This is a genomic window from Lysinibacillus sp. NPDC093216, assembly GCF_050280325.1.
Lineage (GTDB): Bacteria > Bacillota > Bacilli > Bacillales_A > Planococcaceae > Lysinibacillus.
On record NZ_JBNNVB010000006.1, the window covers coordinates 104,752 to 117,688 of the forward strand.

The following is a 12,937-nucleotide window of genomic DNA, read 5'->3' on the forward strand; positions in this document are numbered from 1 at the left end:
TTGTTCACCTTATTTCTTATTTAATTCCATGGATTCTGGTAAAAGCCATTGTAATACTACCTCAAAGCCAATTTGAAAATGCGGCTCTGTTAATGATTCAGCTGACTGATTACCATCCTCCTCCACTAGACTAAAGCAATGCGACCCAACAATTACATCCCAGGCATCCATTTCGCCTTCAATGATTTCTCCACAAATCGTATAATGCCCACTGTACATCACTTGTTCACCTTCTACAGGAAAAGCGTTAAGTAAAGTTGGTTTATGTAAGTCTAGCCCAAGCTTATTCGAAAAATGCATTACTTCTTCATTAACCAAAAGACTAGCTTTACGAAAATTTTTACAGGATAAACAATCACAAACATCGTTTTTCGATTCGTATAATGCCTCTGTTTTTTCTGTCTCTACATGTAAAACCCATTCATCCAAACATACTTCTGTCATTTCTGATCCCCCTAATTCGTAAATGTCACTGTAACAATTGTTCCTTTTCCTACCTCTGATGTAATGTTTAATTCGTGACCGAGTTTTTCACAGATTTCTTTTGCTAAATATAAGCCCATTCCTGTGGATTCCCCAGTTTTACGCCCATTCTCACCAGTAAAGAAGGCTTTAGTGACACGAGAAAGATCGGAAGTTGGAATACCGATACCTTCATCACGAATGGCTAATTGTACGTAGTCATTCTTTTTAATGGCGGAAATGACTATTTTCTTATTTGATTCAAACGTATATTTAACCGCATTCGTTACGAATTGCCCGAGAATAAAGCGCAGCCACTTTGAATCACTTGCTACGATGATGTCATCCTCAATATGAATTTCTGGGAAAACACGCTTTGTAATAAATAAACGTTTATTTTCATTTACAGTTGCAGTCACAATCGTTTTTAAAGCAACCTGTTCTACTTGCATATCCTCTTCAAAATTTTCTAATCGAGCATTCACCAACACCATATCCAAGCCTCTTCGTAAGCGGTCAATTTCCTCCTGCACATTCTTTTTATCAAGAGGACGTTCATCCTGCAATAAAAGCTCAATAACAGAAATTGGCGTTTTCATCTGATGCACCCATTGATTAATAAACTGATCATGTCGTTTTTGGCCTGCATATAATGCTTGAAGCTCATGCTTATATAGTCGATATAGTTCATGCATATATTGCTCAGCCTTCATCGCCTCAGGTGTTTTAGCATTTTTTTGTAACACATCCTCCATTGTTTTAGGAAGCTGTGATATTTTTAATAAATAACGTTGGCGCATTAAATAACGGATAAGTAAAAACGAGGCTAACAACACTAAACTAATACAGAAGGAATAAATAGCAGTGTCAACATTTCGAAAGCCGTCCAACCAATATAAGACCATGATGAAGCCGACTAATATGATCTGGAATACAATGAACGATGCGTAATCACGCAAAAATAATTTCCAGCCCACTATAACTCACCTGCATTTAAAATAAAGCGATAGCCTGCTCCGCGTACCGTTTCAATAGAAGACGCAATATGATAATCAGCCAACTTTTTCCGCACTCGTGTCATATTGACGTTCAGCGTATTCTCATCAACAAATGCCTGATCGTCCCAAAGCTCTTCTAACAGTTGCTCACGTGTCACTACTTTTGGAGCATTCCCCATTAACAATTCTAAAATGATACATTCTTTTTTCTGAAGTGGAATCTCTAAATCATTTTTATGAAGCTCCATTCTTTCTAAATGAAGAATAAGCTGTCCTTGTTTAATCGTCCGCTCCTCTTGTCTTGCCGCATATTCACCATATGTACGACGCAAGTGACTACGGATTTTAGCCAGTACAATTTCATAATTAAATGGCTTCGTTATGAAATCGTCGCCCCCATTTTCTAGCGCAAAAATTTGATCCATTTCGCCAGAACGAGCGGAAATGAAAATAATTGGACAAGTTGTATGTTGACGTAGCTGGCGACACCAATAGTAGCCATCGTACGAAGGTAAATTTATATCAAGCAACACCATATGTGGATTAAATGCTGTAAATTCTTCAACGAGATGATCAAATTCTTTGATCGTTTCAACTTCGTATTGATATTTTCTAAGCGTTTCTGCGAGCAATGACGCAATCTTTACATCATCTTCGACAATAAATATTCGATGCTTCTCCATACCAACACTCCTTTCTATCTTATATTGTATCAAAAAAAGGTTCGATGACATAACTGTCAGCGAACCTTTTGTAGCAAAAGTTAACACGAATTATTAGCTAGAAATATTTGTCTCAAAATGCCTCTGCCTTAATAAGGGGTATCACCATAACGTGGGGGCTGATTTCCGTTCCGGCTAGGCGCTTTCCTAGGGTGTCCGATGAGCTGCTTTTTTGTTCCTGTTGCTTCGCTTTCGCACAGAAAACATCTGCTTCGTTGCAGGTCTCGGGTCGACAGATGTTTTTTGCACGAAAGCGTAGTGGCACGATGTTGGTCACGAAGGCGTTATCCAAGGAGTTACCGGGCTTCCATACCAATCAACTTATCCGCATGACATGCGTTTTAACAAAATGTCATCCAACTTTGTTTATCGGAACACTTTTACGTTTTATCGCCCAACTTTTGAATTTTATCGACTAACTTTCTCGTTTTATCACCCAACTTTTAATTTTTACCGACTTCCACCTTCCAAAGAACAAAAAAAGGATTCATACACAAAACTGTGTGTGAACCCTTTTACTTTATTATGTCGCCTAGCCAGAATGAAGATCAACTTAAAATCCTCAATAAGGACATGTGCCAATTTCTACACAAGCTTTTCTTAATAAATTAATTGTAAAAACTCTTCTGTCGTAATTCCACCAAAGTATGTTGGAATATCAATATTTGTTAACGCCTCAGCAATTGCAGTTCGATCATAGTTTGTCCCAACTAATCGTTGTTCAACATCAGCCATGTCGCCCACGCCGAAGAAATCACCAAAAATATGCGCTTCTTCAATAATTCCGTGATTCACCTCTAAGCGAATATCAATGCCTCCTGATGGGAAACGATGTGTTTTTTGAATGTTAAAGCGTGGTGATTTCCCATAGTTCCATTCCCATGTTTGATAACGCTCAGCAGATAGCTTATGGATATTTGCCCAATCTTCCTCCGTTAACTCATAATAGCGAATATTTTCTTCACCACCGAAAATGGATTTTAAAATTTCTAGGCGGAATTCTTCGACTGTCATCTTGTCCTTTAAGAACTCTGAAATATTAGCTACTCGTGAACGAATCGATTTAATGCCCTTTGATTCAATTTTATCTTTCTTCACCTTCAATGCGGATACAACAGCATCAATTTCTGTATCAAACATTAAAGTACCGTGGCTAAACATACGGCCCTTTGTAGAAAACTGTGCATTCCCAGAAACTTTACGTCCTTCCGCTAAAATGTCGTTGCGGCCTGAAAGCTCAGCATGAACGCCCATTTTTGCAAGTGCATCTACAACAGGCTGAGTGAATTTTTTATAATTCATAAAACTATCGCCATCGTCTTTAGTGATAAAACTGTAGTTAAGATTCCCTAAATCATGATACACCGCGCCCCCACCAGAAAGACGTCGCACAACGATAATGCCATTATCCTCTACATAATCTGTATTAATCTCTTCGATAGTATTTTGATTTTTACCAATGATGATTGAAGGCTGATTAATGTAAAAAAGTAGCACTGGCTCCTTCTCAACATCCATCGTTTTTAATAAATACTCCTCAATGGCAAGGTTAATGCGTGGATCATGAATCCCTTTATTATCAACGAATATCATAAATTACGTTTCCTCCTTCACAAAATATCCATATTTATTTTATCGTAAATTAGGCATTTTGTGTTGACGAAACGCTTCTGTTATAATACACTAGGAAATATCAAAACAGTAATAGTACAGATGAACTTAAAGGAGGAGTCCACAATGTTAGAAAATGTAGTTGAATTTTTCAAGAACCTACCTGCAAAGCAATGCACAGAATGCGGTGAAAAAATTGAAGAACAAAGTGAATGCTACAGCAACACTTGTGAAAACTGTAACCACCTATAAGCATTTGCCTATTCTGTGAAGTAGTCATATACGTGCCCCACACGTACTAATAATGACAACCCTCATCATATTTTGATGAACCCTTAATTAAATCTCTTACACTTACAAAACAGCAGCTGATACGCTCATATCGGCTGTTGTTTTTTGTGTGATTTTGTTGCATATGAGCGATTTTCCGTTGGAGCCGAGCAGTTCTTTTTGGTAATGGAGCGATTTTCACCCGTACCCGAGCAGTTTTATTCTCTACCTGATCAGTTTTCAAAGATACCCGAGCTGTTCTTCTCTCTACCTGATCAGTTTTTGGCAGCTCTTCCTCCTCCCTATTTAAAGCAATCATTCAACCACAAAAAACACCCACCAATATTGGTGGGTGTAAAAAATTCCTATTTTTAGTTTTCTTCAGCTACTTTTGAGTAACGTTTTGTGTGTAGTAACATGAAATAACCGAAAGTAATAGCTAAGAATGCTACTAGGAAGCCTGCTAGAACTCCGTAGTTTTGCATTAAGTATGATGTATCACCAGTTGAAATACTAGCTTTAAATGCTGAAACAGTATATGTCATTGGTAATAGTTTATTAAATACTTGTAATGGTGATGGGATTAACTCAAGTGGGAATGTACCCGCACTTGTTGTAAGTTGTAAAATTAATACAACAATCGCCATGAAGCGTCCTGGATCACCGAAAATAGATACTAACATTTGAATTAAAGCTAAGAAAACATAACTTGTTAATAATGCTGTTAGGAAGAAGTATCCAAAATTGTCTACTTCAAGGCCTAAGCTCCATTTTACAATAACCACTGTTAATATAGTTTGAATTAAGCCGACTATTGCTAAAACTGAGACCTTACTTGCAAACCAAGTTGCTCCATTTTTTGGACGAATCGCTGGTTCCACAAGTGGGAAAACGATAGAGATTAATAACGCACCAACGAATAAACCAAGAGAAATAAAGTATGGTGAGAAACCTGTACCATAGTTAGGTACATGGTTTACAGATTCTTTATCAACCTCAACTGGGCTACCTACCATATCATATGTGTCTTTGCTTGCATGAACTTCTTTTGCTTTTTCACTTGCTTCACCTAGTTTGCTAGATAAAGTTGATGTACCATCTACAAGTTCAGTAGTACCATCAGCAAGCGTTTTAGAACCTTCTGCTAATTCACCTGATTTAGAGGCAAGTGTTGATGTACCTTGATTTAATGTTGTTGAACCACTCGCTAGCTCATTTAAACCTGAAGCCAATGTTTTAGAACCTGTTACGGCTGTCTTAACACCAGCATTTAATTCACCTAATTTTTGAGCAAGTGTTGCATTACCAGCTTGAAGACCTTTTGCTCCTTGGACTAACGCACCACTTTTTGATGTTAACTCATTAGCACCTGCTAACACTTGTGATTGACCTGCTGCAATTTGTGATGCACCAGAACTTACTTGATTAGCACCAGCTTGTAATTTTTCTGTACCAGCAGTTAAAGAACCTAAGCCATTATGCACGCTTGCACTTCCTGCTTGTAGCTCTGCTAATGTTTGTTTTAATACTGCCGCTTGCTCTTCAGGCAATGAAGCCATCATGCCTTGTAATTGATTAGATAAAGCTGTGATGCCTTCTGCTACTTTTGCAGAACCCGCTGTTAATTGGCCTGCTGCACCATTTAATGCGCCTGCATTTTCAGCAATTGAAGCTGCACCTGCACTAATTTGTTTTTGTTTATCGCTAATTGTAGCTAAACCTGATTGAACCTTTGCTACACCCTGTGTATATTGTGATACACCTTGCTCAAGTGTTGTTGCTCCAGATGCTGCTTGCTGTGCACCTTGTTGTAACTGTCCAGCGCCGTCTTGTATTTTTACTAGACCAGTAGTTAAGTCATTTGCACCTTTTGCAGCGTCTCCAGCACCTTTAGTAATTTTATCTGCACCATTTGACAATTCAACTGTACTTGATGCTAGTTGCTCAAGATAACCTTTTAAATCCTTTGTACCATCAGCTAAAGTTTTAGCACCTTCATCTAGCTTATTCGAGCCATCAGCAGCCTCTGTAAAGCCATCTCCAAGAGTTGTAATAGAATCAAATAACTTTTCAGCATAAGTTGCTGAAACTTGTGAATTTACTTCCGCACGTACACGGTCCATTGCTGTTTCACCAATTTGTGCACCAAGGAAGTTCAATCCTTCATTCGGAATATAATTCATAACTAGTTTAGAAGGTTTGTCATCTAATAAAGTAGTTGCGTGCTCAGAGAAATTTGTTGGAATTTCTAGAATCATATAGTAATCACGGCCATGTAAGCCTTTTTCAGCTTCTTCTTTGGAAACGTCAATAAACTTAAACTCGTTACTCTCGACAAGCTTATCGACTAAATCGTTCCCTAAATCTAATTTAACTCCTTCCATTTCAGCGCCCTTATCTTCATTGACAACAGCTACTGGCAAGTTCGGAAGACCTTCATACGGATCCCAGAATGCCCATAAAAACATACCGGCATACATGACTGGGATAAATAATACAGCGATTATTGAAACAAGCATTTTTCTTGTTTTAAAGATTTTCAGCCACTCAGCTTTAATCATAAGTTTTCTTCACTCCTATAATTTTTGACCGAAAACGTCAGTCGGTCATTTTTATTCAAAAAAAAATCTAAATCCTCACTAGACTGTCATTGATTCACCTTTTAACTAAGCCAAATCAAGTTAAAATTAGCCCACGGAAGATTGTTTCCTTGAAAAGATTTAAGATCTTTTCTTCAGGAATAATGTCGCCATGTAGCTCATGCCAATCAACGACAAACGCTAGATACGCCTTTAACAATAGAAAGCTTACTAGTTCTGCATCACAATCTCTAACTTCTCCTTTATCGATACGTCTTTGAATTAATTCCGTAACGTAGGATAAAATTTCAGTTTCAATGCGAGCTAAAACTTGTTTAACTGCTGGCGTTCGTAGCTCCTTTTCTTCCTCTAATAACTTCGCAAATAAAAGATGTTTTTCACGGAACTGTAGCATTTTCATTAAAGCATTATGTGCATTGTCCATAAAGCTCGCTGATGCATCCAACACTGCATCTGCTTCTGCTTGCATTTCTCGTACAAGTGACATAGCTATCTCTTGAAATAAAATTTCTTTATTTGCAAAGAATGTGTAAATCGTCCCTTTACCGACATTGGCGATTTTAGCCACTTGCTCCATTGTTGTGGCCTTGTAACCAAACAATGTAAAGGATTTTGCAGCTGCTTCAAGAATTTCCTGCCTACGATCCATTAGTAACATCCTTTCCTGTTCTATTATGTACATGCCTTTGTACACGAAAATGATAATGACCAGAAAACCATTCCGGTCATCTGGTCATTATCATATTCCTATTTTAAAAATTATGCAAGCATTAATTGTGATTTTTTTCACTTTTTTTCATGATCACTATGCTCAGAAGTATCATTACCGTGATTCATCATGCTATGATCCATACTGTTATTATTTGCTTTTTCATCCTCTGGTAAAACGTTCGTCATATCAGGACTACCGGCAGTAATTTGTTGCTTCGGCATACTATGAACACCACTGCCTGAAGTAGTATGAGCATACATATAATATACCCCATCGTGGTCAAATGTAGTCGTCGCTTTATAAACGCCATCTTTCTCTAATTTACCGTCCATCATTTGCCCTTGATCACGTTTACCAGATTCCCAAACCTCAAATTGTACAACTGCGTCATCAACTTTTTTGCCACCTTCTACAACCTGCGCAGCAAGATCAATTGTTTCATTGATTGCTACTTCTTTCGGTGTTAAAATTTCAACTTCTGGTATTTGAGCTATCTCAGGCTCTGGTAAAGCTGCTGACTCTTTCTTTTCTCCGCAACCTACTAATAATGCAGGTACTGCGACTAATGCTAATAACCATTTTTTCATGTTTTATTCCTCCATTAACGGCAATGTAATTTTTACAACTGTGCCTTTTTCAACTTCACTTTCAATCTCTATCTTGCCATGTAACTGCTTCAGCAATTGTTCTACAATCGACAAGCCTAATCCACTGCCACCATCTGCTCGGCTCCGCGCTTTGTTAACACGATAAAAGCGCTCCGTTACATGCAATAAATCCTCTTGAGGAATACCCATTCCATAATCCTTAATGATAATTTTTGCACTAGCATTATTCTCTAAGGCAGTAATTTCAACCTTTGACTGTTCATACGAGTAATTAATGGCATTTTCAATAATATTAATAAAAATTTGTTTCAACTTTACTTCATCCGCTTTGATGATTAATGCATCATCAGCATCTAAATGGAGTGCAATGCTCTTCTTCTCTGCCTGATGAGTTAATATTTTTTGAACCTCACGTAATGTTTCGGCAAGAGGGATTGGATATAAAGTAATTTCTGCTTGTTCATTTTCCATACGAGCAAGTTGAAGCAATTCATTCGTTAAACGTTCCATACGATTTGCCTCACGTACAATGAGCTGGATCGTTTCCTCTTTTTGATGTTCTGGAATAATACCATTCTGCATTGCTTCGCTATAGCCTTTTACATAGCTAATGGGTGTCCGTAATTCATGTGAAACTGTCGCCAAAAACGTTTTTTGAGCCTCGTCCTCTTGTTGGATCGCCTCTGCCATTTGATTAAAGGTGCTCGATAGCCTTCCGATTTCATCTTTCGAATGAACTGGCACACGCGTCCCATAGTTTCCGTATGACATTTGCTCAACAGCTCTTTGTAAATTACTTAATGGTCGCATAATATGACGAATTCCCTTATAAATTAAATAGCTGATAACAAGTAAAAATATAAAGGCACTGACAAATAAGAAAATGACTTCATTATTCGCTAACTCACTAATTTTTGCTAGAGGGAAGTATATATAAATAATTCCTTCAAGCCTATTTTGATCCACTAGCGGAAGTACTACCGAAATTAGCTGTCTATCAAATCGGGGTTCATATCCTATTTTTTGTACATATTCACCCGCAAGTAATTGCTGTCGCTCTTCTGGACCAATTAATGTCTCGAAATCAATATCAAACGGCACACAGGCACTTAGTTCTCGCGGATTTCTTACTGCAAAGATATTCAAATTCGAATAATTAGCATACTGTTCAATATCTGCAATAAATTCATCCGTTACCTTACTACCGGTATACATCGTTTGTAGCTTTGTCCCTACTTCTACCATCATCTCTTCCGTGTCTTCTACATAAAGTCTTTCATATAGATAATCAGTCAGGACATACATAAAGACAACGGTAATGATCAAAAATGCAAAGATTAATAGCCAAATGCGTGTTGAAATCTTTTTCATTCGCCAGGATCAAAGCGATAGCCCACTCCCCAGACGGTTTGAATATGCCCCGCCGCTTCCTTTCCAAGCTTTATACGTAAGGTTTTTATATGAGTGTCCACAGTTCTTGTTCCCCCTACATAATCAATATCCCAAATACGTTCTAGTAATTGCTCCCTAGTATAAGCATTTCCAGGGTTATTCATAAATAAATGTAATAGTTCAAATTCCTTTAAAGTAAGCGGGACACTCTTTCCATCTACAGATACTTTTCGTGCAATCTCATCTATTTTAATAGGTCCAAGTATCACATATTTTTGCTGCAAGTCTTCAATATTAGTGCCACTTCTTCTTAGCACAGCATGGATCCGAGCAACTAGTTCATCATTTGTAAAGGGTTTTACAATATAATCATCTCCGCCAATTGTTAAGCCTTTAACCTTATCCTCATTTGCATCACGTGCTGTCAGGAAAATAATTGGTATATTCGACATCGCACGTATACTTTGACAAACCGCAAAGCCATCTTCGTGTGGCATCATCACATCAAGTAGAACTAAATCGATTTTTTCGCGCACGATCATATCGTAGGCTTCTGTACCACTCGCTGCTGTTACGGTCTCAATTTTTGCATTATGGAGCATCATTTCTATTAAATTACGCATATCTTGCTCATCATCAACAATTAATACAGTTGTCACATTTATTCCTCCCTCACTAACAATTGAAATGCACCTTTCCCCACATCAACTGTTTTTTTCACCTGACCTTCTTTTATGAAATACAAAGTATGGTCATCATAACCAGCGACAACAATATAATCTTTAAACTGATTTACGACAAACGGATTAGCTCCTACCTCTTGCTGCCATTTCACATTTCCATCAAAGTCGGCAACATATAATTCATTACGGCCATGACTAACAACGAGAACAGCATCCTTTGTTTTGGTTAATCCAACAGGCATTAAAGGCATTGCTATCTCCCCATGTTTGATGCCTGTTATAAGATCATATTTTTTAACAGAGCTATTCGGTTTACTTCCTTCTCCATGGCCACCAATCCATAGTTCATTTTTCTCTTCAAGAATTGCTATTCCATGTGATGATTTTTGAATCGGCCACTCTTGTTCAATTTCTAGATTCTCAATATTTAACACCGATAATTTCGTATCTTTATAATTAATCACATATAGCTTATCTTTATAAGCTGCCATTGACATAGGATAATTACCAATCTTCTGTGTTGCTAGTTCGTTGCCCTCTTCATCAAAGCTTGTCACTGTATTCGTTTTGCTATTCGTAATAAAAAACTGTTTTCTATTTTCAGCATAATACGCATTCGTTGAACCAAGCTGTACTTTTTTAGAATAGAGCTTCTTTCCGGTTGATAATGTATAGACGTCAATTTCATTTAATTGATGACCATACAATAACACACGATCATTTCCGAGGAGTACTGCCCCTGAGTAAGCTTTATCTAATAACCATGTTGCTATCACATCACCTTGTTCATCTATAAAATCTAGAGAAGGCTCTTGTATATTTAAGGATGCAATAAAATTCTGATCGCGTTCAATAGGCTCAAACGATTTCTCCGTACACCCTACTAGCAATACAAGCTGTACTAAAGAAAAAATGAAGAATGCCCATTTTTTCAACATCATCACCTCTGTTTCTTAACTATACTTCACAATTGTGAAATTCACGTGAAACTTGAGAGGTAAATTTATGACAAAGAAAACAAGCAAATTTCACAGTTATTATTATGTAATGCTACATTTACGAGCATTTATCCAATCCAAAATTATAGTAGCACATATACTACATAGATTATGGTTAGGAGGAATCAACGTTATGGTGTCCATTAGCTTATGTATGATTGTGAAAAATGAAGAAGATGTCATCGGTAGATGTCTAGCATCTGTAAAAGACTTAGTCGATGAGATTAATATCATCGATACTGGCTCTACCGACAATACGAAGCAAATTGTTAATGAGTTTACAGATCGTATTTTTGATTTTGAGTGGATTCATCATTTTGCAGCTGCAAGAAATTTTTCATTCCAACAAGCAACAAAGGAGTACATTTTATGGCTAGATGCAGACGACGTATTATTAGAAGAGGATCAGGAAAAATTGAAAGCACTAAAAGAATCCTTGACCCTTGATATAGATGCTATTTCTATGAATTATAATTTAAGCTTTGATAATGAAGGAAATGTAAGTTCTCTATTAAAAAGATATCGCTTAGTAAGAAGAAATAAACAATTCCAATGGATAGGTGCTGTACACGAATATTTAGAAGTCGGTGGAAATCTATTGGATAGTAATATCGCTGTCAGTCATTTACCACTTAATCACGATCATTCGCGGAATATTAACATCTATAAGCAGTTAGTTGACTCAGGAGAACAGCTCTCTCCACGAGATACATTTTATTACGCAAATGAATTACTGGATCACGGACAATTTGAGGATGCAATATTTTACTATGAGACATTTTTAACTTCTAAATTAGGCTGGGTAGAAGATAATGTTCGAGCCTGTTTCAAATTAGCAGATTGTTATTCTCATTTAAATGATCCAGAAAATAATCTGAGCTCCATTCTAAGAAGCTTTGAATACGATATTCCACGTCCAGAAGCGTGTTGTAGACTTGGTTTTCATTTAATGGAACAAGCCAGAAATTATGAAGCAATATTTTGGTATGAGCAAGCGCTTGTCATCAAGCAAAATCCTAACGCTCCTTTTCAAAACAAAACCTTTACGACATGGTTACCCCACTTACAACTTTGTGTCCTCTTTGATCGGTTACAACAATATGAAACTGCCAACGCGCATAATGAATTAGCCAGATCCTTTTTACCAAATGATGAAAAAATACTGCACAATAAAACATATTTTGATCGTATTTTAAAAAAGGGTAATGAAGAATCTTAATCTCTTCTATAGTAATGGATTAGTACATTGAAGTAATTTCTTAATTCTAGTATTAGGTTTTAACTATACATTGATTAAAAATACTTTTTCCGCTATCGATATTTTTAGAAAAGCCAAGGAGTTAACTGTCTATTTCATCTTCTCTCTCTATGAATACGATATTTGAGAGAGGAGGTGAAACAATGCAATTTGGAAATTTTAAAGAAAGAGTTTGCAGTAAATGTAATACATTCCCATGTTGTTGTAATCCTTGCGCCGCTCAAAGCTGTCCTATTTTCCCTGTTAAACCTACTGGAAAAACTGGTCCTACTGGCGCTACCGGGGCTACTGGTGTTACTGGGGCGACTGGTGTTACTGGCTCTACTGGTGTTACTGGTTCTACCGGAGCTATGGGAGCGACTGGGGCTACTGGTTCTACTGGCGTTACCGGTGACACTGGAGCTACTGGCTCTACCGGAGTTACTGGTTCTACTGGTTCTACTGGTTCTACTGGTTCTACTGGTTCTACTGGTTCTACTGGTTCTACTGGTTCTACTGGAGCTACTGGTTCTACCGGCTCTACCGGAGTTACTGGTTCTACTGGCTCTACTGGCATTACTGGTGACACTGGAGCTACTGGTTCTACTGGCGTGACTGGTTCTACTGGAGCTACTGGAGCTACT

The 12,937-nt window shown here is 37.5% G+C and carries 12 protein-coding genes and 1 pseudogene; 3 read left to right on the forward strand and 10 right to left on the reverse strand.

Translation table 11 applies throughout. The features are described from left to right. Positions 1-9 precede the first annotated feature (9 nt). The 4 genes from ACQKOG_RS09385 to ACQKOG_RS09400 form a co-directional block, all read right to left on the reverse strand. A complete protein-coding gene (locus ACQKOG_RS09385; RefSeq protein ID WP_415731330.1) occupies positions 10-444 on the reverse strand; it encodes a hypothetical protein in 435 nt (144 codons plus the stop codon). Between the two features lie 11 nt (positions 445-455). Next, complete coding sequence (locus tag ACQKOG_RS09390) at positions 456-1,439, reverse strand: sensor histidine kinase (protein WP_415731331.1); 984 nt, start codon at positions 1,437-1,439, stop codon at positions 456-458. Continuing rightward, the gene (locus tag ACQKOG_RS09395) at positions 1,439-2,143 is read right to left on the reverse strand and encodes a response regulator transcription factor (protein WP_370083430.1); all 705 of its coding nucleotides are present in this window, start codon (positions 2,141-2,143) and stop codon (positions 1,439-1,441) included. Before ACQKOG_RS09395 ends, ACQKOG_RS09390 begins: the two co-directional genes overlap by 1 nt. 639 nt (positions 2,144-2,782) lie before the next feature. Continuing rightward, entirely contained in the window at positions 2,783-3,775 is a 993-nt protein-coding gene (locus tag ACQKOG_RS09400; RefSeq protein ID WP_370083431.1) for a lipoate--protein ligase, read from the reverse strand. A gap of 144 nt (positions 3,776-3,919) precedes the next feature. Here ACQKOG_RS09400 and yhfH point away from each other — a divergent pair, with 144 nt between their 5' ends. Then, positions 3,920-4,045 carry a protein YhfH gene (gene yhfH, locus ACQKOG_RS09405; protein ID WP_132362068.1) on the forward strand — a complete coding sequence of 42 codons (126 nt, stop codon included), beginning with the start codon at positions 3,920-3,922 and terminating at the stop codon, positions 4,043-4,045. A 389-nt stretch (positions 4,046-4,434) separates the two neighbouring features. Here yhfH and ACQKOG_RS09410 read toward each other — a convergent pair whose 3' ends face one another. The 6 genes from ACQKOG_RS09410 to ACQKOG_RS09435 form a co-directional block, all read right to left on the reverse strand. After that, positions 4,435-6,624, reverse strand: coding sequence for a YhgE/Pip family protein (locus tag ACQKOG_RS09410; protein WP_415731334.1), 2,190 nt, complete (start codon positions 6,622-6,624; stop codon positions 4,435-4,437). Positions 6,625-6,739: 115 nt separating this feature from the next. After that, complete coding sequence (locus ACQKOG_RS09415) at positions 6,740-7,312, reverse strand: TetR/AcrR family transcriptional regulator (protein ID WP_370083685.1); 573 nt, start codon at positions 7,310-7,312, stop codon at positions 6,740-6,742. A 137-nt stretch (positions 7,313-7,449) separates the two neighbouring features. Next, positions 7,450-7,962 carry a FixH family protein gene (locus tag ACQKOG_RS09420; protein WP_370083687.1) on the reverse strand — a complete coding sequence of 171 codons (513 nt, stop codon included), beginning with the start codon at positions 7,960-7,962 and terminating at the stop codon, positions 7,450-7,452. 3 nt (positions 7,963-7,965) lie between these two features. Next, positions 7,966-9,354 (reverse strand): sensor histidine kinase, encoded by a 1,389-nt coding sequence (locus tag ACQKOG_RS09425; protein WP_370083689.1) that lies wholly within the window; start codon positions 9,352-9,354, stop codon positions 7,966-7,968. Next, positions 9,351-10,034, reverse strand: coding sequence for a response regulator transcription factor (locus ACQKOG_RS09430; RefSeq protein WP_370083691.1), 684 nt, complete (start codon positions 10,032-10,034; stop codon positions 9,351-9,353). The genes ACQKOG_RS09425 and ACQKOG_RS09430 overlap by 4 nt, the downstream gene beginning before the upstream one ends. A 2-nt stretch (positions 10,035-10,036) precedes the next feature. Then, positions 10,037-10,996 carry a YncE family protein gene (locus ACQKOG_RS09435; protein WP_370083693.1) on the reverse strand — a complete coding sequence of 320 codons (960 nt, stop codon included), beginning with the start codon at positions 10,994-10,996 and terminating at the stop codon, positions 10,037-10,039. A gap of 193 nt (positions 10,997-11,189) precedes the next feature. Here ACQKOG_RS09435 and ACQKOG_RS09440 point away from each other — a divergent pair, with 193 nt between their 5' ends. Together ACQKOG_RS09440 and ACQKOG_RS09445 are read left to right on the forward strand one after the other, a co-directional pair. Next, the gene (locus tag ACQKOG_RS09440; protein ID WP_370083697.1) at positions 11,190-12,275 is read left to right on the forward strand and encodes a glycosyltransferase; all 1,086 of its coding nucleotides are present in this window, start codon (positions 11,190-11,192) and stop codon (positions 12,273-12,275) included. Between the two features lie 182 nt (positions 12,276-12,457). Further along, positions 12,458-12,937: pseudogene (locus ACQKOG_RS09445) on the forward strand (collagen-like protein); the annotation flags it as partial.

Excerpts from the sequence above, each read along its gene's own strand:
- ACQKOG_RS09410 (WP_415731334.1), bottom strand. The coding sequence starts at position 6,624 with ATGATTAAAGCTGAGTGGCTGAAAATCTTTAAAACAAGAAAAATGCTT.
- ACQKOG_RS09415 (WP_370083685.1), bottom strand. The coding sequence starts at position 7,312 with ATGGATCGTAGGCAGGAAATTCTTGAAGCAGCTGCAAAATCCTTTACA.
- yhfH (WP_132362068.1), top strand. The coding sequence starts at position 3,920 with ATGTTAGAAAATGTAGTTGAATTTTTCAAGAACCTACCTGCAAAGCAA.
- ACQKOG_RS09420 (WP_370083687.1), bottom strand. The coding sequence starts at position 7,962 with ATGAAAAAATGGTTATTAGCATTAGTCGCAGTACCTGCATTATTAGTA.
- ACQKOG_RS09435 (WP_370083693.1), bottom strand. The coding sequence starts at position 10,996 with ATGTTGAAAAAATGGGCATTCTTCATTTTTTCTTTAGTACAGCTTGTA.
- ACQKOG_RS09385 (WP_415731330.1), bottom strand. The coding sequence starts at position 444 with ATGACAGAAGTATGTTTGGATGAATGGGTTTTACATGTAGAGACAGAA.
- ACQKOG_RS09400 (WP_370083431.1), bottom strand. The coding sequence starts at position 3,775 with ATGATATTCGTTGATAATAAAGGGATTCATGATCCACGCATTAACCTT.
- ACQKOG_RS09440 (WP_370083697.1), top strand. The coding sequence starts at position 11,190 with ATGGTGTCCATTAGCTTATGTATGATTGTGAAAAATGAAGAAGATGTC.
- ACQKOG_RS09395 (WP_370083430.1), bottom strand. The coding sequence starts at position 2,143 with ATGGAGAAGCATCGAATATTTATTGTCGAAGATGATGTAAAGATTGCG.
- ACQKOG_RS09425 (WP_370083689.1), bottom strand. The coding sequence starts at position 9,354 with ATGAAAAAGATTTCAACACGCATTTGGCTATTAATCTTTGCATTTTTG.